This window comes from uncultured Enterovirga sp. (assembly GCF_964242715.1).
GTDB lineage: Bacteria > Pseudomonadota > Alphaproteobacteria > Rhizobiales > Beijerinckiaceae > Enterovirga.
This window is the reverse complement of the sequence record NZ_CAXTAZ010000005.1, coordinates 102,452-126,438: the sequence shown is the minus strand read 5'-3', so window position 1 is coordinate 126,438 and position 23,987 is coordinate 102,452. Positions and strand designations below refer to the sequence as shown.

25 protein-coding genes are annotated in these 23,987 nt (G+C 69.0%); 23 read left to right on the top strand and 2 right to left on the bottom strand.

The genetic code is table 11. From position 1 onward, the window contains the following. Positions 1–68: 68 nt before the first annotated feature. The 12 genes from glyA to ACFE87_RS04725 all read left to right on the top strand — a co-directional run bounded on the left by glyA (position 69) and on the right by ACFE87_RS04725 (position 12,632). Entirely contained in the window at positions 69–1,373 is a 1,305-nt protein-coding gene (gene glyA, locus ACFE87_RS04780; RefSeq protein WP_375458474.1) for a serine hydroxymethyltransferase, read from the top strand. Positions 1,374–1,389: 16 nt separating this feature from the next. Then, positions 1,390–1,878, top strand: coding sequence for a transcriptional regulator NrdR (gene nrdR, locus ACFE87_RS04775; RefSeq protein ID WP_375458473.1), 489 nt, complete (start codon positions 1,390–1,392; stop codon positions 1,876–1,878). Next, positions 1,875–3,020, top strand: coding sequence for a bifunctional diaminohydroxyphosphoribosylaminopyrimidine deaminase/5-amino-6-(5-phosphoribosylamino)uracil reductase RibD (ribD, locus tag ACFE87_RS04770; RefSeq protein WP_375458472.1), 1,146 nt, complete (start codon positions 1,875–1,877; stop codon positions 3,018–3,020). Before nrdR ends, ribD begins: the two co-directional genes overlap by 4 nt. Beyond that, a complete protein-coding gene (locus ACFE87_RS04765; RefSeq protein WP_375458471.1) occupies positions 3,002–3,658 on the top strand; it encodes a riboflavin synthase in 657 nt (218 codons plus the stop codon). Before ribD ends, ACFE87_RS04765 begins: the two co-directional genes overlap by 19 nt. 178 nt (positions 3,659–3,836) lie before the next feature. Next, a complete protein-coding gene (gene ribH / locus ACFE87_RS04760; RefSeq protein WP_375458470.1) occupies positions 3,837–4,334 on the top strand; it encodes a 6,7-dimethyl-8-ribityllumazine synthase in 498 nt (165 codons plus the stop codon). Next, entirely contained in the window at positions 4,327–4,818 is a 492-nt protein-coding gene (gene nusB, locus ACFE87_RS04755) for a transcription antitermination factor NusB (RefSeq protein WP_375458469.1), read from the top strand. Before ribH ends, nusB begins: the two co-directional genes overlap by 8 nt. Positions 4,819–4,824: 6 nt before the next feature. Beyond that, positions 4,825–5,844, top strand: coding sequence for a thiamine-phosphate kinase (thiL, locus tag ACFE87_RS04750; RefSeq protein WP_375458468.1), 1,020 nt, complete (start codon positions 4,825–4,827; stop codon positions 5,842–5,844). A gap of 153 nt (positions 5,845–5,997) precedes the next feature. Then, positions 5,998–6,312 (top strand): YdeI/OmpD-associated family protein, encoded by a 315-nt coding sequence (locus ACFE87_RS04745; RefSeq protein ID WP_375458467.1) that lies wholly within the window; start codon positions 5,998–6,000, stop codon positions 6,310–6,312. 625 nt (positions 6,313–6,937) lie between these two features. Next, complete coding sequence (locus tag ACFE87_RS04740) at positions 6,938–7,591, top strand: hypothetical protein (protein ID WP_375458466.1); 654 nt, start codon at positions 6,938–6,940, stop codon at positions 7,589–7,591. Between the two features lie 584 nt (positions 7,592–8,175). Continuing rightward, entirely contained in the window at positions 8,176–8,838 is a 663-nt protein-coding gene (locus tag ACFE87_RS04735; protein WP_375458465.1) for a hypothetical protein, read from the top strand. Positions 8,839–9,121: 283 nt separating this feature from the next. Beyond that, positions 9,122–10,321: an MFS transporter gene (locus tag ACFE87_RS04730; RefSeq protein WP_375458464.1), complete on the top strand. Its 1,200-nt coding sequence runs from the start codon at positions 9,122–9,124 to the stop codon at positions 10,319–10,321. A gap of 154 nt (positions 10,322–10,475) precedes the next feature. Next, a complete protein-coding gene (locus tag ACFE87_RS04725) occupies positions 10,476–12,632 on the top strand; it encodes a sodium-translocating pyrophosphatase (protein ID WP_375458463.1) in 2,157 nt (718 codons plus the stop codon). A gap of 175 nt (positions 12,633–12,807) precedes the next feature. Here ACFE87_RS04725 and ACFE87_RS04720 read toward each other — a convergent pair whose 3' ends face one another. Then, entirely contained in the window at positions 12,808–13,260 is a 453-nt protein-coding gene (locus ACFE87_RS04720) for an outer membrane protein assembly factor BamE (RefSeq protein WP_375458462.1), read from the bottom strand. A 110-nt stretch (positions 13,261–13,370) separates the two neighbouring features. Here ACFE87_RS04720 and ACFE87_RS04715 point away from each other — a divergent pair, with 110 nt between their 5' ends. From ACFE87_RS04715 to ACFE87_RS04685, 7 genes are all read left to right on the top strand, one after another. Then, entirely contained in the window at positions 13,371–13,916 is a 546-nt protein-coding gene (locus ACFE87_RS04715) for a ubiquinol-cytochrome C chaperone family protein (RefSeq protein ID WP_375458461.1), read from the top strand. After that, positions 13,913–14,440: a DUF177 domain-containing protein gene (locus ACFE87_RS04710; RefSeq protein ID WP_375458460.1), complete on the top strand. Its 528-nt coding sequence runs from the start codon at positions 13,913–13,915 to the stop codon at positions 14,438–14,440. The genes ACFE87_RS04715 and ACFE87_RS04710 overlap by 4 nt, the downstream gene beginning before the upstream one ends. Before the next feature lie 37 nt (positions 14,441–14,477). Then, on the top strand, positions 14,478–15,230 hold the full coding sequence (map, locus tag ACFE87_RS04705) for a type I methionyl aminopeptidase (protein WP_375458459.1): 753 nt from the start codon (positions 14,478–14,480) through the stop codon (positions 15,228–15,230). A gap of 208 nt (positions 15,231–15,438) precedes the next feature. Further along, a complete protein-coding gene (gene plsX / locus ACFE87_RS04700; protein WP_375458458.1) occupies positions 15,439–16,470 on the top strand; it encodes a phosphate acyltransferase PlsX in 1,032 nt (343 codons plus the stop codon). A 47-nt stretch (positions 16,471–16,517) separates the two neighbouring features. Further along, positions 16,518–17,477: a beta-ketoacyl-ACP synthase III gene (locus tag ACFE87_RS04695; RefSeq protein ID WP_375458487.1), complete on the top strand. Its 960-nt coding sequence runs from the start codon at positions 16,518–16,520 to the stop codon at positions 17,475–17,477. 119 nt (positions 17,478–17,596) lie between these two features. After that, entirely contained in the window at positions 17,597–17,908 is a 312-nt protein-coding gene (locus tag ACFE87_RS04690) for an integration host factor subunit alpha (protein WP_375458457.1), read from the top strand. 25 nt (positions 17,909–17,933) lie between these two features. After that, a complete protein-coding gene (locus ACFE87_RS04685; protein WP_375458456.1) occupies positions 17,934–18,461 on the top strand; it encodes a MerR family transcriptional regulator in 528 nt (175 codons plus the stop codon). A 29-nt stretch (positions 18,462–18,490) separates the two neighbouring features. Here ACFE87_RS04685 and ACFE87_RS04680 read toward each other — a convergent pair whose 3' ends face one another. Continuing rightward, the gene (locus tag ACFE87_RS04680; RefSeq protein WP_375458455.1) at positions 18,491–20,179 is read right to left on the bottom strand and encodes a thiamine pyrophosphate-binding protein; all 1,689 of its coding nucleotides are present in this window, start codon (positions 20,177–20,179) and stop codon (positions 18,491–18,493) included. Positions 20,180–20,387: 208 nt separating this feature from the next. Between ACFE87_RS04680 and ACFE87_RS04675 the strand changes: the two genes are divergently transcribed. The 4 genes from ACFE87_RS04675 to ACFE87_RS04660 all read left to right on the top strand — a co-directional run bounded on the left by ACFE87_RS04675 (position 20,388) and on the right by ACFE87_RS04660 (position 23,912). Continuing rightward, on the top strand, positions 20,388–21,242 hold the full coding sequence (locus ACFE87_RS04675; protein WP_375458454.1) for a tellurite resistance TerB family protein: 855 nt from the start codon (positions 20,388–20,390) through the stop codon (positions 21,240–21,242). Between the two features lie 62 nt (positions 21,243–21,304). Continuing rightward, positions 21,305–22,414, top strand: a complete 1,110-nt coding sequence (locus tag ACFE87_RS04670) for a M20 family metallopeptidase (RefSeq protein ID WP_375458453.1) — start codon at positions 21,305–21,307, stop codon at positions 22,412–22,414. Between the two features lie 11 nt (positions 22,415–22,425). Then, positions 22,426–22,977 carry a sugar O-acetyltransferase gene (locus tag ACFE87_RS04665; RefSeq protein ID WP_375458486.1) on the top strand — a complete coding sequence of 184 codons (552 nt, stop codon included), beginning with the start codon at positions 22,426–22,428 and terminating at the stop codon, positions 22,975–22,977. 185 nt (positions 22,978–23,162) lie between these two features. Further along, on the top strand, positions 23,163–23,912 hold the full coding sequence (locus ACFE87_RS04660; RefSeq protein WP_375458452.1) for an alpha/beta fold hydrolase: 750 nt from the start codon (positions 23,163–23,165) through the stop codon (positions 23,910–23,912). Positions 23,913–23,987 lie beyond the last annotated feature (75 nt).

Genomic DNA, 23,987 nt, shown 5'->3' with positions numbered 1-23,987 from the left:
TCAGCCGTGCGTTTGCCGCCCCATCGCCCCGCGTGCTAACCCGCACCATCCCTCGCGCGAGCCCTGCCATGTCCGCCAGCCCCGCCGCATCCGGCTATCAGTTCTCCAACTCGTTCTTCTCGGCGTCGCTCGCCGACAGCGATCCCGAGATCGCCCGCACGATCGAGCTCGAGCTCGGGCGGCAGCGGGACGAGATCGAGCTGATCGCGTCGGAGAATATCGTCAGCCGGGCCGTGCTCGAGGCGCAGGGCTCGGTGATGACGAACAAATACGCGGAGGGCTATCCGGGCCGGCGCTATTACGGCGGCTGCCAGTTCGTGGACATGGCCGAGACCCTCGCGATCGAGCGCGCCTGCCGGCTGTTCGATTGCGGCTTCGCCAATGTGCAGCCGAACTCGGGCAGCCAAGCGAACCAGGCCGTGTTCATGGCGCTGATGAAGCCGGGCGACACCTTCATGGGGCTCGACCTCGCCTGCGGCGGCCATCTCACCCACGGCGCGCCCGTGAACATGTCGGGCAAGTGGTTCAACGTCGTGAGCTACAAGGTGCGGCCGGATGACGGGCTCATCGACATGGACGAGGTCGCCCGCCTTGCCGAAGAGCATCGCCCGAAGGTGATCGTCGCCGGCGGGTCGGCCTATTCGCGCCATTGGGATTTCGCGCGCTTCCGCGAGATCGCGGACGAGATCGGGGCCGTGTTCTTCGTCGACATGGCGCATTTCGCCGGACTCGTGGCGGGCGGGGCGCATCCCTCGCCCTTCCCGCACGCCCATGTCACGACGACGACGACGCACAAGACGCTGCGGGGGCCCCGCGGCGGCATGATCCTCACGAATAACGAGGCGCTGGCGAAGCGGTTCAACTCGGCCGTGTTTCCGGGCCTGCAGGGCGGGCCGCTGATGCATGTCATCGCGGCCAAGGCGGTTGCCTTCGCCGAGGCGCTGCGGCCGGATTTCAAGCTCTACGCCCATGCCGTGGTCGAGAATGCGCGCGCGCTCGCCGACACGCTGATGTCGGCCGGCTACGACATCGTCGCGGGCGGCACCGACAACCACCTCATGCTGGTCGATCTCCGCTCGCGCAAGCTGACCGGCAAGCTCGCCGAAGCAACCCTGGGTAGAGCGCATCTGACCTGCAACAAGAACGGGATCCCCTTCGATCCCGAGAAGCCGATGGTGACGTCGGGGATCCGGCTCGGCACGCCCGCCTGCACCACGCGCGGTTTCGGGCCGGCCGAGTTCCGGCGGGTCGGCGAGATGATCGTCGAGGTGCTGGACGGGCCGTCGCGGAACGGCGAGGCCGGCAATGCCGCGACCGAGGCGGCGGTCGGCGCGCGGGCGAGCGAGCTGACGCGACGCTTCCCGGTCTACTAGACGGACGGCGCGTCCGGTGCGCTGTCCGTTCTGCGGGAGCCTCGATACGCAGGTCAAGGATTCGCGTCCGGCCGACGACGCCTCCTCGATCCGCCGCCGCCGGGTCTGCCCAGACTGCGCCGGGCGGTTCACGACCTTCGAGCGGGTGCAGCTGCGCGAGCTGATGGTCGCGAAACGCTCCGGCCGGCGCGTCCCCTTCGACCGCGACAAGCTCGGCCGCTCGATCGAGGTCGCGCTGCGCAAGCGGCCCGTCGACCGGGAGCGCGTCGAGCGCCTGATCAGCGGCATCGTGCGCCAGCTCGAAAGCTCCGGCGAGCCCGAGGTGACGAGCGAAGCGGTCGGCGAACTCGTCATGCATGCCCTGAAGAGCCTCGACGACGTCGCCTATGTGCGGTTCGCGTCGGTCTATAAGGACTTCCGGGAAGCCCGTGATTTTCAAGAAATTTTGGGATCGCTTGCGAGCCCGGACGGGGAGCCTCTTCCCGCTCCGACCGAAACTCCGTGAGCCGGGCGGAGATCGACGCCGAAGACCGTCGCCTGATCGCAGCCGCGATCGCGCTCGGCTCGCGCCATAACGGCCTGACCTGGCCGAATCCGAGCGTCGGCGCGATCCTCGCTCGCACCGGGGAGGATGGGGGGGCCTGCATCCTGGCGCAGGGCGTCACCGCCCGGGGAGGGCGGCCCCACGCCGAGCCGGCGGCCATCGCGGCGGCGGGGCCCGCCGCCCGGGATGCGACGCTCTACGTGTCCCTCGAACCCTGCTCGCATCATGGTCGCACGCCGCCCTGCGTCGAGGCGATCGTGGCGGCCGGGATCCGGCGCGTCGTCTCCGCGGTCGAAGATCCCGATCCGCGTGTCGCCGGGAGAGGCCATGCCATCCTGCGCCAGGCCGGGATCGCGGTCACGACCGGGATCGGCGGGGCCGAGGCGGAGCGCGCCCATCGCGGCCACCTGACGCGCATCCGGCTCGGTCGTCCTGCGATCACGCTGAAGCTGGCCCGGACGGCGGACGGCTATGCTGCAGGCGCCGAAGGCGAGCCCCGCCTGATGATCTCGGGCGAGGGGGCCGGCGCCCGCACCCACCTTCTCAGAGCGCATGCCGATGCCGTCCTGATCGGCGTCTCGACCGCGCTCGCCGACGACCCGCGTCTCGACGTGCGCCTGCCGGGTCTCGAGGACCGCTCGCCCGTCCGGATCGTGCTCGATAGCCGCCTGCGGCTACCGCAGGACGGCAAGCTGGCCCGCGGCGCGCGCGAACGGCCGACCTGGGTCGTGTGCGGGCCCGACGCCGAGCCCGCCGCGGAACGGCGCCTGACGGAATGTGGGGTTGGGGTGATCCGCATGCCCGAGGGCGGGTCCGCCTCGCTCGACCTCCGGGCCGTGATGACGTCGCTGGCCGCCCGCGGGCTGACCCGGATCCTGTGCGAGGGCGGCCCGACCCTCGCCGAGGCCCTGGCCGAGGCCGATCTCGTCGACGAAGCTGTCCTTGTGACGAATGCACGGGCGCGCGGTCGCGCCGGGCTTCCGGCGATCGGGACGGCGCTGGCCCGACGCCTCGCCCTCGACATGCGGCCTGTCAGGACCGACATCGCAGGAGACGACACGATCGACCATTTCGAGAGGGCAGCATGTTCACCGGTCTCGTAACCGATGTCGGCCGGATCGCGTCGGCCTTCGACGGCGAGCGCCTGCGCCGCTTCCGGATCGACTGCCGCTACGACCCGGCCACGATCGCACTCGGCGCCTCGATCGCCTGCGGGGGTCCCTGCCTGACCGTGGTGGCCGCGGGGCCGCAGAACGATGGCGCATGGTTCGAGGTCGATGTGGCCGCCGAGACGCTGGCCAGGACGAGCGCGGCCGCGTGGCGGACCGGCACGCGGCTGAACCTGGAGCGCTCGCTCCGGATAGGCGACGAACTCGGCGGCCACATCGTGACCGGCCATGTCGACGGCACGGCAACCATCGTCGCCCGCGAGGAGGTGACCGGCGGCGAGTGGGGCACGACCGCCCGCTTCACGTTGCGGGCGCCCGCGAAGGTCGCCCGCTTCATCGCCGAGAAGGGCTCGGTCACGCTCGACGGCACCTCGCTGACCGTGAACGCGGTCGAGGGCGACACCTTCACGGTGCTGCTGATCCCGCACAGCCTCGCGGTCACGACGTGGGGCGAGCGCCGGGCCGGCGACCTCGTCAATCTCGAGGTGGACCTCATGGCCCGCTACGCCGCGCGGCTCGTGGAGGCGACGCAACCCGCCTCGGGGGTTGAGAGCGGGGCCGAGAGGTCGTAACCCGACATGGCTCCGGCCCGACGGGCGGCTGAGCCGCGGCTCTGCCCCGCATGAGCGTGGAAGCGTTTCAAGCGTAACGGACGTTGGTCGAACCGGCATCGGTGGCCTGCCTCGGTCGCCGGGCGTCGCGCGCAGCACCTGTCAAAGGTCGAAATTCGGCCCTTCATCGAAGACGAGAATGATCACGCAGCACACACAGACCGGCTCGTCCGAGCTCCTTCCCGATGCCAGGATCCTGATCGTGGAAGCACGCTATTACGACGGCATCGCCGACGAATTGCTGCAGGGCGCGACCGCCGCGCTCGCGGCTGCGGGTGCCGCGTCCGAGATCATCACGGTCGACGGGGCGCTGGAACTCCCGGTCGCGGTCGCGATCGGCCTCGACGCCGCGGACGTGGCCGGCCGGCCGTTTCAGGCCGCGATCGTGCTCGGCTGCGTGATCCGCGGCGAGACGGGCCATTACGACATCGTGGCCGGCGAGAGTGCGCGTGCTCTGATGGACCTCTCTGTGTCGCGCGGCATCCCGATCGGCAACGGCATCCTGACCGTGGAGAACGAGGAGCAGGCCTGGGCCCGCGCCCGGGTCTCCGAGATGGACAAGGGCGGCGGGGCGGCAAGGGCCGCCCTGTCGGTGCTGCGGGCGACCCGACGACTCGAGGAACGCCTCCGTGGCTAAGCCGGCTGAACGCAGCGCCGCCCGGCTCGCGGCCGTGCAGGCGCTCTACCAGATGGAGGTGGCCGGCAAGGGCGTCACCGACGTGATGGCCGAGTTCGAGAGCTTCTGGATGGGGCGCGAGGTCGAGGGCGTCACCTTCGGCCAGGCCGAGAACAGCTTCTTCCGCGCGCTTCTCGTCGGCACCGTGGAGCAGCAGCGCGCCGTCGACCCCGCCGTCGACACGGCGTTGTCGGCCGGGTGGCCGCTGGCGCGCGTCGAGGCCGTGTTGCGGGCCATCTTGCGCGCCGGCGCCTACGAGCTCGCCTTCCGGAAGGACGTGCCGGCCCGGGTGGTGATCTCGGAATATGTCGACATCGCCCACAGCTTCTACAGCGGCGACGAACCGGGTCTCGTGAATGGCGTCCTGGACTCGGTCGCCCGCGAGGCGCGACCGGGCGAACTGCCCGAGCGCTCCGGCCGGGCGGCCTCGAAGGCCGGAACCTGACCGGTCTTGTCCCGCCCGGACGAAGACGACCTCATCGCGCGCTACTTCGCCCCGCTCGCCGGGCCCGGAGGTCTCTCTCTCCTCGATGACGCGGCGCTGATCGCGCCGGAACCCGGATGCGAGATGGTCCTGACAGTGGATGCCCTGGTGGAGGGCGTCCATTTCCTGCCGGATGATCCGCCGGAGAGCCTTGGTGCAAAGGCGCTCGGCGTGAACCTGTCGGACCTTGCCGCCAAAGGCGCCGACCCGGTGGGCTTCCTCCTGGCGCTCGCCCTGCCGGACGGCTGGACCGAGGACTGGCTCGGCGCCTTCTGTTCAGGACTCGGCGCGGCTGCGGCTGCAGCCGGATGCCCGCTGCTTGGCGGCGACACGGTGCGGGCCGCGGGACCGCTCGTCCTCTCGGTGACGGCCCTGGGGCAGGTCCCGGCCGGCCGCATGGTCCGCCGCACCACCGCGCGTCCCGGCGACCTCATGGCCGTGACCGGCACGATCGGCGACGCCGTCCTCGGCCTCGCCCTCCTGCGCGGCCGCTCCGAGCCTTGGGATGCGGCGCTCGCCCCCGCCGACCGCGCCTTCCTGATCGACCGCTATCGCGTGCCGCGGCCCCGCCTCGCGCTCGCGCCCGCCCTTCGCGATCATGCCTCGGCCGCGATGGACGTCTCGGACGGGCTTGCGGGCGACGCCGCGAAGCTCCTGCGGGCGAGCGGAGTCGCCGGCCATCTCGACCTCGACCGCATCCCGCTCTCGCCCGCCGCGCAGGCGGCGCTCGCTTCCGCGCCGGCCGCGCCCGCGGCGCCCGTGCTCCTGGACCGGCTCGCGGGCGGCGGCGACGATTACGAGATCCTGTTCACGCTTCCGCCCGAACGCTGGGACGCGATGCGGCGCGACGCCGCCGCCATCGGCCTCGCGCTGACGATCGTCGGCGAGGTGAGGGACGGAGAGGGGCCGCTCGCGCTGCGACGCGGCGGCTCGCCTACCACGATCGCCAGCCCCTCCTTCCAGCATTTCGGGGCATCGCCCGCGTAAGCGCGTGATCGGCCGCGTGTGGGGCGTGGCTGGTCGGAGAGATGGCAGGAAGTGGAATGGCCGGTCCCGACCCCATCGTGGACAAATGGTCATCGAGCGAGCACGCTCGAAACGCGCCGGTCGATCCTGTCCCGGCGATGGCCTGGAGGGTTCGTGGCGAGCGCTTTCCCGCATGGCACTGTCCACGAGGCAGGCGAAGACCTCCAAGCCGCCTTGCGGTCGGATCCGAAGGTCTATGCGCTTTGGGAACGCCTGACGCCGCTCGGTCGCAACGAGTTCATCTGCTGGGTCGACGACGCGAAGCAGCCGACGACGCGCCAACGCCGCATCGCGCGAAGCCGTGACGAGCTTCTGGAGGGAAAGAAGCGGCCATGCTGCTGGTCGGGCTGCATTCACCGCACCGACAAGCCTCCCAGTCGCTGGCAACAGGCCGTCCTGATCGACCGGCGAGGGAAAAGCGGCTCGTAGCCGGAAAGCGGAAAGCCGCCAGTCCGCTTTCGACCCCACTCGGACCTCTAGTGACGGAGGGCAGGCGGGATAATCGGATGATGCCAGATCATTCGGCATCCAGAGAAAACCTGTCATTCCCGCTTAACGTAGATACTCAGTGCTCGGAGGAGGAGGGAAAGGATCGAGCATTCCAGATCAAAGGCCGTGCTCGGAGCTTCGTTGGTGCATAAGCAGATCCTCGAAAAAAATTGGTCGATAAGGGCGGGGCCGTGGATGGAGCCCTTATCGCCAGCGTCACGGAAAACCTTGCCAGGAACGTCCGGGATGAAGGCTGTGCGGAACTCATCAGGTCCAAGGCCTTCGAGTATTGGCTCAGAATGGGCGACAGAATTATCTGAGAACGATCCCTTCTTCAGAATCGTATATTCTGACTTCCAACTCGTTGTGCACTTACAGCGACAAGATTGCGTTCGGCATATCGAGCGATCCTATGCCTGCCAAGCGTGCTCGATGATTACTTTAAATGAGACGAAACGGCCAGAGAATAGGTGTCTCGTCGGCAGACGTGGTTGTCTCTCGAAGGTGGAACATGAGCGAAGCGTGTCAGGGAGACACAGCTAGTCCGCTGCGAGTGGCGGTTGTGATGGCGGTCATCGTGGCGTGGGTCTCTGCGCTCTTCGCCGTGATGATCGGCGCCTCGCGCGTCACCGGACATCAGCTGGACGCATGGCGTGCGACGACTCCCACGCAGACGTTCTGGGGCATCCAGGGCTCCGAATTATACGACAAGACGCTCATCATGCTGCTGGTCATCTTCGGCTTGTGGCTGATCGTAAGAGCAACGGAGCGACCGCGCGATTGGGGGCCGGTTCTCGTCTTCGTTCTGGTGGCCTATGGCTTGGCGCTGCTGTTCGTGGGGCAGGCACGGTACGCGATCACGCGGACGGACCTGATCGTCCACTCGCTCCTGCCCTGGAATCCGGCGGTTCGGGTGCCGCTCGCCTCGACCGCCGTGGTTTCGCGCGGCTGCACCCGGACCTACCGGCGCACGAACACGGTGATCTTCCGCGTTCGTTACGGGTCGGCGAGCGACGACATCGTCAATCTCGGCGCGGCCGTCGGTTGGCGGAATAATCGGCAATGGCTGGAGGCGATGCGGTCCTACGACGACGGCCGGTCGTCATCGCTGCCGCAGGAAGCACGCGAGGGCGTGGAACTCGACCGCAATTGCCTGTCGGCGATGAGCTTTGGGATGAACGACGAGCAGCGGGCGCGCTTCCGCCGGCTTCTTCAGTGAAAAGCTGAGGGCGCGACCGAACCACCGACAGGCGCAGAGCCGGCGGCTCAGCGCGCCAGGATGTCCCGTCGCGGCGACTTTGACGGGAGCTGGCATCCGCATATAATCCTACTATGCAAGACGACGCTGCCCACCCGGGCCCGGTGCCCGCGCCCTGCTCGCTCCGGAGCCCGACCGGTCGGGGCCGGCCTTATCCACCGGAGGGGGTCGCGGCGGTGCGGGCGCTCGTCGAGGGGTCGGCGCTGCGGTTCGCCGAGATCGCCGAGCGGACCGGAATCGGCGAGGCGACGGTCGCCCGATGGGCGCGCCGCTTTCGCTGGACGAGGCCGGCCGCTCGCTGCAACGCGGCGCGGCCGGTCCCGAACCCGGCCGAAACGGATCGAGCCCGACTTCCTGATGTTGGAGACCTTTGCGCGGGCTCTCTCCCTCCCCGGAGGGGAGGGCCGAGTCGGCGAAGCCGAACCGGGGTGGGGACACCCGGCCCCGTGACCCCACCCCGGTTCGAAGCTGCGCTTCGACTCTCCCTCCCCTCCGGGGAGGGAGAACGCGTCTCGTGCAACGCACTCCTTGCTGACGTGCTCGCCGTGGCCGACCTCTGGGCGGCTCCTCCGGGCGAACAGACCGCCTACCGGCGCTATGGCCCGGAGGACCGCGAGGCGGCGCGCGCCCTCGTCGAGGGATCGCGGCTCGGCCTGGAGCGGATCGGGCTCGCGCTCGGGATCGGCGCCGCGACCCTGTTTCGCTGGAAGAAGCGCTTCCGGTGGCGGCGACCGCCGGCGCCGGCAAGGCCCGGGCCGATGTTCTTCCGCGCGCGACGCCGGGGGCGGCCGTACGGCGGCGACGCGGTCAGCAGGGCGCGGGACCTCGCGACCGGCTCGCTCATGTCGCAAGCGCAGATCGCCGCGCAGGCCGGCGTGAGCCAGGCGACCGTGTCAAACTGGATCGCGCGGCGCGGGTGGGTTCGGCCGGAGCCGAAGCCCGGGAGCCGCCGCTTCGCCGCTTCGCGACGCACCGCCCCGACGGTCACGAGCGGCGACCGCCGCGGCCGGGCCTACTCTCCGGACACCGTGGCCGCGGCAAGGCGGCTCTGGGAGCAGACGCTTCTCCCGTCCGCCCTGATCGCCGCCCGGCTGCGGGTCACCGCGGTGACCGTGGCCCTTTGGGCGAGACGGAAGGGCTGGACCCGCCCACGCGACCTCCCCGACGCACACGGCCGCTACCCGGGGCGACGGCGGCCAAGACGGTAGCGATGCCCACCTTCATAATGGGAGGTCATGCGCGACGCGGCCGCTCCCGTCATTGCGAGGAGCGACAGCGACGAGCAACCCAGGGCAGGCGCCCGGGGGCTTGGGTGACTTCGCTGCGCTCGCCATGACGCGTGGGTGTCTGCACGCGGCAGCCTGCGGCGGACGTTCCGAACGCGATCGCCCGCAGCCGCCGGAGATGAAAACCACCGCACGGCGCTGCTACACAGGGCTCTCATTCTCCGAACCGCTTGACCCTCGGGAGCTTTCTCCCCTTCTGGCCCGCATGACCACCGACGCGAGCGCGACCTGGCGCCAGAATGCCGGCACCCTGGCCGTCGCGCAGGCGCTCGGCGGCGCGAATCCCTCGATCGTGGTGGCGCTCGGCGGCCTCGTCGGCGCGACGCTCTCGCCCGATCCGAGCTATGCGACCCTGCCGGTCAGCCTGCTCCAGCTCGGGCTCGCGGCCGGCACCATTCCGGCGGCCATCCTGATGGCCCGGCTCGGACGGCGCGGCGGCTATCTGGTCGGCGGCGTGATCGGCGTGGTCGCCGGCTCCGTCGCGGCGGCCGGGATCGCGGCCGGGTCGTTCCTGGTCTTCTGCCTCGGCACCTGCCTCGCCGGCTTCTACTCCTCCTACGTCAACTCCTACCGTTTCGCGGCGGCCGACAACGTTCCGCCGGAATGGCGGGCCCGCGCCATATCCTGGGTCATGATGGGCGGAATCGCGGGCGGCGTCATCGGGCCCCAGACCGTGATCTGGACCCGCGACCTGGTCCCGGGCGCCCCGTTCGCCGGGGGATTTCTCGGACAGGCCGCGCTGGCCCTCGTCTCGATCGCGGTGGTGGCGAGGCTGCGGGTGCCGCCGGCCGCGTTGGTCCCACTCTCGAGAGGGGGAGGCCGCCCGCTGGGAGAGATCGTGCGGCAGCGGCGCTTCGTGATGGCGGTGGTCGCCGGACTGGTCTCCTACGGGCTGATGAGCCTCGTCATGACGGCCGCGCCGCTCGCCATGGTCGTCGAGTGCGGCCTGTCGGTGGATTCCGCGACGCTCGGCATCCAGTGGCATATCCTGGCCATGTTCGGCCCGAGCCTCCTGACCGGGCGCCTGATCGGGCGCTTCGGCAACGTGCCGGTGACGGCAACCGGCCTCGCGATCACGGCGGCCGCAGCGGTGGTCGGCCTGATGGGCCGGGACACTGCGCATTTCTGGGTCGCCCTCACGCTTCTCGGGCTGGGCTGGAACCTCTCCTTCATCGGCGCGACCTCGATGGTGACGGATTGCTACCGGCCGGAGGAGCGCGCCAAGGTCCAGGCCGTGAACGACCTCATGGTCTTCGGCACGGTCGCGATCGCCTCTTTCTCGTCGGGCGGCCTCCTCGCCTTCGGCGGCTGGCAGACCGTGAACTGGCTCGTGTTCCCCTTCGTGGTCCTGGCGCTCCTCCTCCTCGCCTTCGCGCGGGGTCCGGACAGGGTGGTGACATCCTAGGCGGAGCGCGAACGCTCTGATTGCGATCCGGTCAAAAGTTTGGCATCACGGCGGCGCAAATCCGCGAGCGTCGCAGGACGGGCCGCGGTCGCGTGCGCGTGCACCGGCCCGAAGCTCCGACGCGCCGCCTCTCCGCCGACAGCAAGGGTTCGAGATGACAGCCATCCTCCTCATCGTGCTCGGAGGCGCTCTGTCGATCGCCTATGGGATCTGGGCGATCAACGACGTCATGAAGCGCGACGCCGGCACCGCGCGGATGCAGGAGATCGCAGGGGCGATCGCGGAGGGCGCGCAGGCCTATCTTCGTCGCCAATATCTCACCATCAGCATCGTCGGGATCGTGCTGTTCGCCATCCTGGCCTGGCTTCTCGGCATCTGGGTCGCGGTCGGCTTCGCGGTGGGGGCGATCCTGTCCGGCGTGGCCGGTTTCATCGGCATGAACGTGTCGGTCCGGGCGAATGTGCGCACGGCACAGGCCTCGTCGGTCTCGCTCGCGGACGGGCTCGACGTCGCCTTCAAGTCGGGCGCCGTGACCGGGATGCTGGTCGCCGGCCTCGCGCTCCTCGGCGTCACCGTCTATTACGCGGTCCTGACCCGAATGCTCGGCTACGCGCCGGCGAGCCGCATGGTGATCGACTCGCTCGTCGCGCTCGGCTTCGGGGCCTCGCTCATCTCGATCTTCGCCCGGCTCGGCGGCGGCATCTTCACCAAGGGCGCCGATGTCGGCGCCGACCTCGTCGGCAAGGTCGAGGCCGGCATCCCCGAGGACGACCCGCGCAATCCCGCGACCATCGCCGACAATGTCGGCGACAATGTCGGCGATTGCGCCGGCATGGCGGCCGACCTGTTCGAGACCTACGCCGTCACCATGGTGGCCACGATGGTGCTCGCCGCCATCTTCTTCAACGGTCAGCCCATCCTCGAGACCATGCTGCTCTACGCGCCCTGCATCGGCGCCGCCTGCATCGTCACCTCGATCATCGGCACCTTCGCCGTGAAGCTCTCGCAGAACGGCTCGATCATGGGGGCGCTCTACAAGGGCTTCATCACGGCCGGATTGCTCTCGATCGTCGCCATCGCGCTCGTGAACTTCGTCCTGTTCAGGGGCTTCGACACGGTGATGACGACGAACCAGAACGTGACCTTCACGTCGGGCGGCCTGTTCGGCTGCGCCATCGTCGGCCTCATCGTGACGGCGCTCATCGTCGTGATCACCGAGTATTATACCGGCACCGGCAAGCGCCCGGTCGTCTCGATCGCCCAGGCCTCGGTCACCGGCCACGGCACGAACGTCATCCAGGGTCTCGCGGTCTCGCTGGAAGCGACCGCGATGCCGACGATCGTGATCGTCGCCGGCATCATCGCCTCCTACAGCCTCGCCGGCCTGTTCGGGATCGCGATCGCGACCACCGCGATGTTGGCGCTCGCCGGCGTCGTCGTCGCGCTCGACGCCTTCGGGCCCGTCACCGACAATGCCGGCGGCATCGCCGAGATGGCCGGCCTCTCGCCGGACGTCCGCCGGTCGACCGATGCGCTCGATGCCGTCGGCAACACCACGAAGGCCGTGACCAAGGGCTACGCGATCGGCTCGGCCGGCCTCGGCGCCCTGGTCCTGTTCGCCGCCTACACGTCGGACCTGAACTTCTTCATCGGCGAGGCGAACAAGGCCGGCTCGACCGAATTCCAGTTCTACAAGGGCGTCGTCGTCGACTTCTCCCTATCGAATCCCTACGTCGTGGTCGGGCTCCTGCTCGGCGGCCTGATCCCGTTCCTGTTCGGCGGCATGGGCATGACGGCCGTCGGCCGCGCCGCCGGTTCGGTGGTCGAGGAGGTGCGTCGCCAGTTCCGGGAGAAGCCCGGCATCATGCAGGGCACCGAGCGGCCGGACTACGCCCGGGCGGTCGACCTCCTGACAAAGGCGGCGATCCGGGAGATGATCGTGCCGTCGCTGCTGCCGGTCCTGGCGCCGATTGCGACCTTCTTCGCGATCCGGGCCATCGCCGACAAGAACCAGGCCTTCGCGGCGGTCGGCGCCATGCTGATGGGCGTGATCGTCACCGGCATCTTCGTCGCGATCTCGATGACCTCGGGCGGCGGCGCCTGGGACAATGCCAAGAAGTCCTTCGAGGACGGCTTCGTCGACAAGGACGGCGTGCGCCACATGAAGGGCTCGGAGGCCCACAAGGCCTCCGTCACCGGCGACACGGTCGGCGACCCCTACAAGGACACCGCAGGTCCAGCCGTGAATCCGGCCATCAAAATCACGAATATTATAGCGCTTCTACTGCTGGCTATACTGGCCCATAGCTGAGGGCGCTTGCCTCTGTGCTTGCCTTTCCCCGCGAGGCGGGGAGAGGTCTCGAGGTCACGCGGACGAGGTGAGGAGCGCCGAATCTTACGTGGAACGGCGAGTTTCCTCGGCCGTCATCCGGTCGCATGCGACTCGGCTTCTCCCCGTCGAGACGGGAAGAAGGAGGGCGCGTCACTCAGCCCGGGATGAAGGTGCCGAGCCCTCGGAACAGTTGGGAGACGAAGTTCGCTTCCTGTCCGCCGGCCTCGGTCCTGCGCGAGATGAAGTCGAACACCTTGCCGTCCTGCAGACCGTAGAGCGCGATGCGCTCGACCTTGAAGCCGGGCGTGAAATAGACCGCCGTGACGCGCTGGTCCGTGACGCTTTCGCCCATGAATTGTAGGGTGCGGGTCGAGGTCTGGCTGATGTAATACCAGCTCTTGTTTCCGACCGTGGAGACTGTGGAGGGCGTACCCAGGATCTGGAGCACCTGCTCCGGCCCGAGGCCCGGCTTCACCTGCGCGACGGCTCGTTCGTCGATGACGTAGCCCCGGTGGAGATCTTCGCCGAGGGAACAGCCGGCAACGAGCGCGCCCAACAATGCGGCCCCTGCGAGACGGGGGAACGATCGGGGAGTCTGGCGCGACATCGAGACCTCGGTGAAAGCGATCGGCCGGCTTGTCCGGCGAGGCGAGGTGCCGTAGCGGCGCGGTGTGGCTTTGACAAGGCGAGGGCCCGGTCAGGCAGGAGTGGGAGGCGATGTTCGGTTTCGCGCAGCGTGCGACGCGACGACGGCTGATCGAGGCGCTGCATCACGCGGTCGTCGCGCAGTCGCGTTCACCCGCTCTCTACGGCCCTGGGCTCCTGCCCGACACGGTCGAGGGTCGCTTCGAATCCCTGACCCTGCACGTTCTCCTGTTGATGAGGAGGATGCGGACGCTGCCGCCGCCGGCGTCCGACGTCGCCCAGGAACTCGTGGACGCGGTCTTCGCCCATCTCGAGATCGCGCTTCGGGAGTCTGGGATCGGCGACATGGGCGTGCCGAAACGGATGAAGAAGCTCGCCCGTGCCTTCTATGACCGGACGCTGAAATACGAGGCGGCGCTCGAAGCCGGCGATGCGGCGGCCCTCTCCGAGGAGCTGGCCCGGCGCCTCGGCCTCGATCCGGCCGACATGTCGGCCGTGGCGGGCTATTGTCTGGATGCCGAGCGCCGTCTCGCGCCGTGCGACGTCGAGTCGATCCTGAACGGGCGGGCGTTTCTCGCCCTGGACGCGGTGCCTGCATCGGAAGGGCCGAGCCCATGACCCCCGATACCCTCGGGCCGCTGTCCCGACCCGTGCCGCTTCACACGATCACGCCGGCGGGCGTCACGATGACCGTCGTTGCGACTGCCCCCGAGAGGGACGCGCTCGCGGCGGATCTCGATCTGCCGGCGCTCCATGCCCTGGAGGGCCGCTTCCGGCTGGTCGGGGATCCCGACCGCATCCGGGTGACCGGGACCGTCACCGCCCAGCTCGACCGGCTTTGCGTCGTGACGCTCGAGCCTTTCACGACGAGCCTGTCCGAAGAGGTCGAGGTCGAGTTCAAGGCGCCCGACCGGCGTCGGTCCGGCAGGGAGATCGACGTGGATCCCGACGAGGTGCCCGTGGACGAGCTTCTCGGCGACCGGATCGACCTCGGCACGATCACCTCCGAGTTCCTGGCGCTCGGCCTCGATCCCTATCCGAAGAAGCCAGGCGTCGCCTTCGAACCCCCGGCGGAGCCGGCGGCCTCCGACTCACCCTTCGCCCGACTCGCGAGCCTCAGGCCGGACGAGACGAAGACGTGAGATTGAGCGACCCCACCGCGTGGCGAAAGGAGCCGGCATGACGGTGTCGAGTGACGACGAGCTGGCAAGGCTGAAGCAGATCGGGCGCATCGTCGCCAACGCGCTCGACGCGATGGGCAAGGCCATCGAGCCCGGCATGACCACGCTCGAACTCGATCAGGTCGGGCGGGCGTTCATGGAAGGGGCCGGAGCTCGCCCGGCTCCGGAGATGGTCTACGCCTTTCCAGGAGCGACCTGCATCAGCGTGAATGAGGAGATCGCGCACGGCATCCCGGGCGACCGGACGATCCGTCCGGGTGACCTGGTCAACATCGATGTCTCCGCAGAGAAGGACGGCTACTTCGCCGATACCGGGGCGTCGTTCGCCGTGCCGCCCGTGACGCGCACGGCCGAGCGGCTGTGCCGGGACGGACGGCGCGCGATGTGGACGGGATTGCGCCAGGTCGGCGCCGGCAAGCCGCTGGCCGGCATCGGCCGCGCCGTCGGCGCCTTCGCGCGAAATAGCGGCTACACTCTGGTCCGCAATCTCGCGAGCCACGGCGTGGGCCTGTCGCTGCATGAGGAGCCGACGGAGATCGCAACGTGGGACGACCCCTCCGAGCGGCGCATCATGCAGGATGGGCTGGTCTTCACCGTCGAGCCCTTCCTGTCCCTCGGGGCTGAATTCGCCGAGAATGGCGACGACCCCTGGACCCTCTACAGCCGGCCCCGAGCCCTCACGGTTCAATTCGAGCACACGGTCGTCGCCTCACGGAACGGACCGCTGATCCTCACCATGCCGGGACAATAGGGTCGCTTCCAGACCGAGAGTTCGCCCGGCCCGCTCCCGCCACCGTCTCGACGGGCCATCGGACGACGAGGCTATGGTGGATCGGCGCTCATCTGCTTTCGTTCGGTTCCGCTGCGGAGGCCGAGGATCGGAGAAACAGGTTGCGGTCCGGAGCCGCGGAGGCGATATGACGGCAGCCCGCCCGCTTCGAGCCCGTCCGAAAATCTGAATGCCACAACCCGTTCGCATCTCGCTCGACGCCATGGGCGGTGATGCCGGTCCGGAGGTGGTGATTCCGGGTGCGGCGCTCGCGCTCGAACGCCATCCTGGCATGCGCTTTCTGCTCGTCGGCAACGAGGCCCTGCTGAGGCCCATCCTCGCTCGCCACCCGGCGCTCGAAGCCGCCACCGACGTGAGGCATGCCGAACTCACGGTCGGGATGGACGAAAAGCCGAGCCAGGCGCTGCGGGCAGGCCGCTGGAAATCCTCCATGTGGATGGCGATCCAGGCCGTCCGCGACGGCGAGGCCGATTGCTGCGTCTCGGCCGGCAATACCGGCGCGCTGATGGCGATGTCGAAGGTCTGCCTGAAGACCATGGCGCATATCGAGCGGCCGGCCATCGCGGCGATCTGGCCGACGACGCGGGGCGAATCGGTCGTCCTCGACGTCGGCGCGACGATCGGGGCGGATGCCGCCCATCTCGTCGACATGGCCGTGATGGGCGCCGCCATGGCCCGCATCATCTTCGACATCCCCCGGCCGACCGTTGGCCTCCTCAATGTCGGTACGGAGGAGGTGAAGGGGGTCGAGATCGTCCGGGAGGCGAGCCGGATGCTGCGTGAGCAGGATATCCCGGGCCTGACCTATCACGGCTTCATCGAGGGCGACGATCTCGGCCGCGGCACGGTCGACGTGGTCGTGACAGAAGGTTTCACCGGCAACATCGCGCTAAAGACGGCCGAAGGCACGGCGAAGCAGATCGGCGAGTATTTGAGGGCGGCCATGAGCCGCACGATGATGGCCCGGCTCGGATACTTCTTCGCGAGGTCCGCCTTCGACGCACTGCGCGACAAGATGGATCCCCGCAAGGTCAATGGCGGGGTCTTCCTCGGTCTCGAAGGGATCGTCGTGAAAAGTCACGGCGGTACCGACGCACTCGGTTTTGCGAGCGCGGTCGACATGGCGCACGACATGGCGCAGCACCATCTGATGCAGACGATCCGGGACATGCTCGAACAGACCTCGACGATCGCGTCGTGAGGGTGAGGCCTTTGGCAGAAAAGCAAGATCGTCCGACCAGGCGCTCGATCGTGCGCGGATGCGGCTCCTATCTGCCGGAGCGCATTCTCACCAACGCCGATCTCGAGAAGATGGTGGCGACCTCCGATCCCTGGATCGTCCAGCGCACGGGCATCCGCGAGCGCCACATCGCCAACGAGCACGAGACCACCTCGGTGCTCGGCTTGAAGGCGGCGGAGGCGGCGCTCGCCGATGCCGGGCTCGAGGCGGGCGACATCGACCTCATCGTCTGCGCCACCTCGACGCCCGACTACACCTTTCCGGCGACTGCGACCCAGATCCAGATGGGCCTCGGCCTGCAGGGCGGAGCCGCCTTCGATCTGCAGGCCGTCTGCACGGGCTTCATCTACGGCGTCGCGACCGCGGACAAGTTCCTCCTGTCCGGCTCGCATCGCCGAGCCCTCGTGATCGGCGCCGAGACCTTCTCGCGGATCATCGACTGGACCGATCGCGGCACCTGCGTCCTGTTCGGAGACGGCGCGGGCGCGATCGTGCTCGAGGCCGGGGAGGGCGAGGGAACCGCGGCGGATCGCGGGGTCCTCACGACGCAGCTCCGCTCCGATGGACGCTACCGCGACCGCCTCTACGTCGATGGCGGCCCCGGTTCGACCGGCACCACGGGCCACCTCCGGATGGAGGGGCGGGACGTCTTCAAATTCGCGGTCGGCAAGGTGATCGACGTCGTCACCGAGGCTTTTGCAGAGGCCGGCATCGGGCCGGACGATCTCGACTGGTTCGTCCCGCACCAGGCGAACCGGCGAATCATCGAGGCCTCCGCCGACAAGCTCGGCATCCCGCGCGATAAGGTGGTCATCACGGTCGACCGGCACGGCAACACGTCGGCCGCCTCGATTCCGCTCGCGCTCGACGCGGCCCGGAAGGACGGGCGCATCAAGACCGGCGACCTCGTCATGCTGGAGGCGATCGGCGGCGGCTTCACCTGGGGCAGCGCACTCATTCGCTGGTGACCCACCTGTGCGGTCTTGAGGGCCGAACGCCGCGAACGGTTGACCGTCCAGGTGCGACCGAATAGCTCTACGGGCCGAGGCGGGTACGGTCGTGTGTTCGACCGAATGGAGAGGCGGGGATGGCGGGTCGCACGGTGACGCGGGCCGATCTGAGCGAGGCCGTCTACCAGAAGCTGGGTCTGTCCCGCACCGAATCCTCCGCCCTCGTGCAAAGCGTGCTGGACGAGATCTGCGCCGGGCTTGCCCGCGGCGAAACCGTGAAGCTGTCCTCGTTCGGCTCGTTCCTGGTCCGCAGCAAGGGCCAGCGGATCGGTCGCAATCCGAAGACGGGCGTCGAGGTTCCGATCGAGCCGCGCCGCGTGCTGGTCTTCAAGCCGTCGAACGTTCTGAAGAGCCACATCAACCGCGCCGAGAACGGCGACGCATCCTGACCGTCGGCCGGCCCGCCACGATCCGATGAACAAGGGCCCCGACGCGTTCAGGACGATCAGCGAGGTCGCCGAGGACCTGGACATCCCGCAGCACGTGCTGCGCTTCTGGGAGACGCGGTTCACCTCGATCCGCCCCCTGAAACGCGGCGGCGGCCGGCGCTACTACCGGCCGGACGATGTCGAGCTCCTCAAGGGCATCCGCCAGCTGCTCTACGGGCAGGGCTACACGATCAAGGGCGTGCAGCGCATCCTGAAGGAGGATGGCCTGCGCTTCGTCCAGGGCGTCGGCCGCGGCGAGACGGCCGTCTTGCCGGTGTCGCCCGAGGCTGACGACGGGGCCGAGTACGGGCCCGACGACGGTCCGACGTCCGAGGATACCGGACCGGACGAGCCGGAGCCGGAGGGCGTCCGGCAGGACCGAACGGGTGCTCGAACCGCCTCTTTTCGGGCGGAAGCCGGCGGCTTAGCTGCCCGGGATCGCGACCTCCTCAGGGCGGCCCTCGACGAGTTGCTCGATTGCGAGCGCGCCCTGGATTCGCTCAAGCGCGATTGAGGCTGGGCCTCGACCCAACCCGAGCCGTCCTAGGCAGCAGGTGAGGGTTTCGCGCTGGAGCTGCCCTTGATCTCGGACAGGGTTCGATCCGGCGTCAGCGCCTCCTGGTCCACGTGGCAATGCAGGATGGCTGGCTTGCCGGAGGCGAGCGCCCGCTCGAAGGCGGCCGGGAAGTCTTCCGTCCGCATCACCGTTTCGCCATGCCCGCCGAACGCCGTGGCATAGGCGGCGAAATCCGGGTTCCGGAGGCGCGTCGCCGAGATTCGGCCAGGATAGTCCCGCTCCTGGTGCATGCGGATGGTGCCGTACATGGCGTTGTCGAAGACCACGACGACGATCGGGATCTCGTATTGCACGGCGGTCGCGAATTCCTGGCCGTTCATCAGGAAGTCGCCGTCGCCCGCGAAACACACGACGGTGCGCTCGGGATGGGTGCGCTTGGCCATGATCGCGGCGGGCGGCCCGTAGCCCATCGAGCCCGAGGTCGGGGCGAGGTTCAGCCGCGTGCCGTCGAGCCGCAGGAAGCGGTGGACCCAGGTCGCGAAATTGCCCGCGCCGTTGCTGACGATCGCGTCTTTCGGAAGCCGGTCGCGAAGCCAGACCATTGCGGCTCCGGCCTGGAACGCGCCCGGGAGGGAACGAGGGGCGTCGGTGCGTTCGAGGTAATCCGCGCGCGCCTCGGCGCTGCGCTGCTTCCAGCGGATCTCGCGGGGCGGCTGGAGCCGCTCGAGCGAGGCCGCGAAAGCGTTGGGCGATGCCTCGATCGCGAGCGCAGGCTGGTAGACCCGGCCAAGCTCCGAGGCATCCGGATAGACGTGGACGAGCTTCTGCTTCGGCACCGGCACGTCGATCAGGGTGTAGGACGAGGACGGCATCTCGGACATGCGACCGCCGACGAGGAGCAGGAGGTCGGCGTCCTTGATCAGGGCCGTCATCTTGGGCCCGGGATTGATGCCGACATCGCCGGCATAGTTCGGGTGGTCGGCCGGGAACAGGTGGGCGCGCCGGAAGGATGTCCCGACCGGAAGGTCGAACCGTTCGGCGAAGAGGACTACGGCCGCCCGGGCCCGGTCGGTCCAGCGTGATCCCCCGAGGATGACGAAGGGGCGCTCGGCCTCGCCCAGCATGGCCTGGAGCCGGTCCATGTCGGCCGGGGCCGGCCAGGGCTCGACCGGCTCGACCCGGGGCGCGTCGGCCACCTCGGCCGTCTCCGTCAGCATGTCCTCGGGCAGGGCGATGACCACCGGTCCGGGGCGTCCCTGCATGGCCACGCGGAAGGCCCGGGCGACGATCTCCGGAATACGGTCGACGCGGTCGATCTCGACCGCCCATTTGGTCATCGTGCCGAAAACGGCCCGGTAATCGAGTTCCTGGAAGGCCTCGCGCTCGCGCATCGTGCTGTCCACCTGGCCGACGAACACGATCATCGGGGTCGAATCCTGCCGGGCGATGTGGATGCCGGGGCTGGCGTTGGTGGCGCCAGGGCCGCGGGTCACGAAGCAGATACCCGGGCGTCCGGTGAGCTTGCCCTGCGCTTCCGCCATCATGGCGGCCCCGCCCTCGTTCCGGCACACGAGGACGTCGATCTCGGCATCGTAGAGGGCGTCGAGCACGGCGAGGTAGCTCTCGCCCGGGACGCAGGTCGCCCGCTGCACACCCTGCGCGACGAGCTGGTCGACGAGGATCCGGCCGCCGGTCCGGCGTGACTCAGGTTGCATGCCCACTCGCTTCGCTCCCGCCTTGTGCTGGCCGGGAGCCTAGCTATCCGCGCCGGCCAGCCCTGGATAGGGGCGCTCGTCCGTTCGCAACGGCAGAATGTCGGTCCCCGACGCTCTCGAACCTTTCGGTCGGCCTCCTATGCCCCTGCTTCAACCTTGCGGGTGAAGGACGACGCCCCACCTTCCGGTGACAGAGGAAAAGGCAGGCATGTTGGACGCGAAGAGATTGTTGGACCAGTTCCTCGGCGGCGGGGGAGGCAGCCAGGGCGACCGCTTCGGCCAGTCCGGCGGCCGGACGTCGGGTGGCCTAGAGGATATCGGCCGGGTCATCGGGAGCCTGACCGGCGGGTCGGGTGCGGGCGGCGGGTCCATGGCGGCCGGATTGGCCGGCCTTCTCCTCGGCACGAAGGGCGGGCGTCGCCTGGGCGGTTCGGCCATGAAGCTCGGCGGCATGGCGATGGTCGGCTCGCTCGCCTACAAGGCCTACCAGAGCTGGCAGGCCGGGCAGCAGGGCGGGGCACCGTCCGGCAGCTTCTCCGGCGCGGGCGGCCCCACGGGGAGCTATGCCCCTGCGCGTCAGGCAACTGGATGGCCGGCAGCGCCTCCGGCAGGCTCGCCCTTCCATCCTGCCGCCGAGGCAGATCAGCAATCCCTCTGCCGCGCCATCCTCAGGGCGATGATCGCGGCGGCGAAGGCCGATGGCCACGTCGATGCGACCGAGCAGGCGAACGTCTTCGCGGCCATGGACAGGATGACGCTCGACAGCGACGACAAGGCGTTCGTGATGGACGAGCTTCGCGCGCCCCTCGACATCGATGCGGTCGCGCGAGGTGCGCGCAACGTGGAGGAAGCGACCGAAATCTATGCGGCGTCGCTGCTCGCGGTCGATGTCGATAATCCGGCCGAGCGTGGGTACCTGCAGCTTCTTGCAGCCCGGCTCCAGCTGGACGAGGAACTCGTCCGACACCTTCATGCGGTCGTGGAGGAGGCGGCGCCGGCCCATGACGGCTCGGCCGGTTTCGCGCAGGGGGGAAGCCACTCGCCCTTCGTGCCCCCGAGATGACATCTCCGGTGCGATCGGTTCATGCTCGTCCCTGAGCTGAAGCCTCGGCCACCGGAGATCCTATGACCGACCTCGCCCGCGTGGCGCTCGATCTCGCCCGCGACCTCGTCCGGATCGACAGCCGGAGTTTCGTGTCGAACCTCGCGATCGCGGATCGGATCGAGGCTGAACTCTCCGGCTTCGAGATCGAGCGGCTCGACTACGTGGACGAGAGCGGCGTGGCGAAGCGGGCCCTGGCAGCCCGGCGCGGCCCACCCGGAGGCCTCGCCTTCTCCGGTCACATGGATACGGTTCCCGACACGGGTTGGCAGGAGGACCCCTGGAGCGGCCGGATCGCGAACGGGCTTCTCTACGGGCTTGGCTCGGCCGACATGAAAGGGCAAACGGCGGCCGCCATCGTGGCCGCCCGCGCGCTCCCGGACCATGTGCCGGCGACGTTGCTCATCACGACGGACGAGGAGACCACCAAGGGCGGCGCCAAGGCGATCGCGGAACGCTCAGAACTCGCCCGAGGCCTGGCCGCGATCCTCGTCGTCGAGCCGACCTCGATGGTGCCGATGCGTGGCCACCGCGCCCATGTCCAGTTCACGGCGACGGCGATCGGGGTCCAGGCCCATTCTTCGACGGGGCGCGGCCGCAATGCGAATTGGGATCTCGTCCCTTTCCTGTCCGCGATGCGCGAGATCAACGAGCGGCTGCGGACGGACCCGGCGCTGCAGGATACGGCCTACGATCCGGTCTTCAGCGACTTCAACCTCATCATCGACAACCACGGCACCGCCGTGAACGTGAATGTTCCGCGTGCGACCGCTACGATCAAGTTTCGCTACAGCGCCGGCGTCGATCCCATCTTCGTCGTCGAAGGGGTGCGGGATGCGGCACGCCGCTTCGGCCTGGCGCTCGCCGAATCCTGGGAAGGACGCCCGCCCGAACTGCCGGTCGACCACCCCTTCGTGCGTCTCTGCAGCGAGACGACCGGCGCCGCCCCGCAGGTTGCTCCCTACGGGACCGACGCGGCCGAGCTCCAGGCGATTGCGCCCTGCGTGCTCCTGGGCCCGGGCGATATCGGGGTGGCGCATCGCCCGAATGAATGCGTGGCCACGGCCGATCTCGCGGCGGCCGTGCCGGTCTTCATGCGGCTGGCCGAGAAGGTGGCGGAGCAGGGCCGGTGAGTAGCACGATCATGAGCGAGAAGGAGAAGATGCTGGCAGGCCAGCTTTATCGGCCTGTGGACCCGGAGATCCAGGCCGATCTCGCCGACACCAAGCGTTGGCTTGTTCGCTACAACGCGGCGCTCGCAGCGCCGCTGGCCGAGCGCCGTGTCCTCCTGGCCGAGCGGCTCGGGGCCGTGGGGGAGGGAGCCGTCATCCGGCCGCCCTTCCATTGCGATTACGGATTCAATATCCGGCTCGGTCGCGACGCGTTCCTGAATTTCAGCTGCGTCATCCTCGACGTGGTCGAGGTCGAGATCGGGGAGGGGACCCAGATCGGCCCGGCCGTGCAGATCTACGCAGCCGACCACCCGCGCGACCCCGAGACCCGCCGCAGCGGCCTGGAATTCGGTCGCCCGGTTCGGATCGGCCGTCACTGCTGGATCGGCGGCGGCGCCATCATCCTGCCGGGCGTGACGATTGGCGACGATGCCGTGATAGGAGCCGGTAGCGTGGTCACCCGCGACGTACCGGCGGGCGCCACGGTCGTCGGCAACCCGGCCCGCGTAGTCAGGACGGGCTGAAAGCCCCTGTTGCCATGCAACCGGTGGACACAGGAGGGCGAGGCCTCTTGCGACGGAGCGCATGCGCGGCGATTCTGGCCTTTGCGGCAGGACCGGTTCTCGGGCGCGAGGCGGAAGCGCCGGCGCCAACGAAGCCGAAGCGGCGCGATGCGGGCACACCGCTGCCGTGGTCGAAGCTCCCAGGGATGCCGAAGCTCGATCTGAGCCGGGCCCAGACCGGGAGGGTGACGGCCGAGAGGCTCTTCTACGCTCAGTTCGGGCAAGGCGAAGACGTTCTCCTCCTCCACGGCGGATTGGGCAGCTCGGACGTCTGGGCAGGGCAGGTCCGCCATCTCGCGGGCCGGTATCGCGTGACGGTGATGGATACGCGGGGGCATGGCCGGAGCCCGGTCGTGTCGAACCGCTACGGCTTCGCGCTCTTTGCCGGTGACGTGGAGAAAGTCCTGGATCATCTCGATACCGGCAGGACGGCCATCGTCGGCTGGAGCGACGGCGGCATCACGGGGCTGTTGCTCGCGATGTCGAGGCCCGAGCGGGTCAGCCGGCTCTTTGCCTATGGGGCAAATGCCTCGCCGGGCGGGCTGATCGCGGGCGGGTCGAAGAAGCCGGCCTTCGCAGCCTATGCCGCGCGCTGCCGGGAGGAATACCTCACGCTCTCGCCGGAGCCGAAACGATGGCCGGACCTCGTGGCCGGCCTCGGCGCGATGTGGCGGCGCGAACCCAATGTCTCGACGGCCCAGCTGGCCACCATCCGGGTGCCGACGACGATCGCCTTCGCGGATCGCGACGAGATCATCCGGCCGGACCATGCCCGCTACCTGGCCGACACGATCCCGGGTGCCAGGAGCGTCGCCCTCAAGGACGTAAGCCATCTCGCGATGCTGCAGGACCCGGCTCGCTTCAACGCCGCCCTCGACGCCTTCCTGGCCGGCTGACCCACGGATAACGCTGGCTGGGTGACCGCGCCAGACGACCGCCACGTTCACGCTTTCGTTGCCGGGACGGCCGCG

Bases quoted from the DNA above. Each gene is read 5' to 3' on its own strand.
- ACFE87_RS04680 (WP_375458455.1), bottom strand. From the start codon at position 20,179: ATGCAACCTGAGTCACGCCGGACCGGCGGCCGGATCCTCGTCGACCAG.
- ACFE87_RS04725 (WP_375458463.1), top strand. From the start codon at position 10,476: ATGACAGCCATCCTCCTCATCGTGCTCGGAGGCGCTCTGTCGATCGCC.
- ACFE87_RS04685 (WP_375458456.1), top strand. From the start codon at position 17,934: ATGAACAAGGGCCCCGACGCGTTCAGGACGATCAGCGAGGTCGCCGAG.
- ACFE87_RS04710 (WP_375458460.1), top strand. From the start codon at position 13,913: ATGACCCCCGATACCCTCGGGCCGCTGTCCCGACCCGTGCCGCTTCAC.
- ACFE87_RS04765 (WP_375458471.1), top strand. From the start codon at position 3,002: ATGTTCACCGGTCTCGTAACCGATGTCGGCCGGATCGCGTCGGCCTTC.
- ACFE87_RS04660 (WP_375458452.1), top strand. From the start codon at position 23,163: ATGCCGAAGCTCGATCTGAGCCGGGCCCAGACCGGGAGGGTGACGGCC.
- ACFE87_RS04670 (WP_375458453.1), top strand. From the start codon at position 21,305: ATGACCGACCTCGCCCGCGTGGCGCTCGATCTCGCCCGCGACCTCGTC.
- plsX (WP_375458458.1), top strand. From the start codon at position 15,439: ATGCCACAACCCGTTCGCATCTCGCTCGACGCCATGGGCGGTGATGCC.
- ACFE87_RS04665 (WP_375458486.1), top strand. From the start codon at position 22,426: ATGAGCGAGAAGGAGAAGATGCTGGCAGGCCAGCTTTATCGGCCTGTG.
- ACFE87_RS04675 (WP_375458454.1), top strand. From the start codon at position 20,388: ATGTTGGACGCGAAGAGATTGTTGGACCAGTTCCTCGGCGGCGGGGGA.
- ACFE87_RS04720 (WP_375458462.1), bottom strand. From the start codon at position 13,260: ATGTCGCGCCAGACTCCCCGATCGTTCCCCCGTCTCGCAGGGGCCGCA.
- ACFE87_RS04715 (WP_375458461.1), top strand. From the start codon at position 13,371: ATGTTCGGTTTCGCGCAGCGTGCGACGCGACGACGGCTGATCGAGGCG.
- ACFE87_RS04730 (WP_375458464.1), top strand. From the start codon at position 9,122: ATGACCACCGACGCGAGCGCGACCTGGCGCCAGAATGCCGGCACCCTG.
- map (WP_375458459.1), top strand. From the start codon at position 14,478: ATGACGGTGTCGAGTGACGACGAGCTGGCAAGGCTGAAGCAGATCGGG.
- ACFE87_RS04740 (WP_375458466.1), top strand. From the start codon at position 6,938: ATGGCGGTCATCGTGGCGTGGGTCTCTGCGCTCTTCGCCGTGATGATC.
- ribH (WP_375458470.1), top strand. From the start codon at position 3,837: ATGATCACGCAGCACACACAGACCGGCTCGTCCGAGCTCCTTCCCGAT.
- ACFE87_RS04690 (WP_375458457.1), top strand. From the start codon at position 17,597: ATGGCGGGTCGCACGGTGACGCGGGCCGATCTGAGCGAGGCCGTCTAC.
- glyA (WP_375458474.1), top strand. From the start codon at position 69: ATGTCCGCCAGCCCCGCCGCATCCGGCTATCAGTTCTCCAACTCGTTC.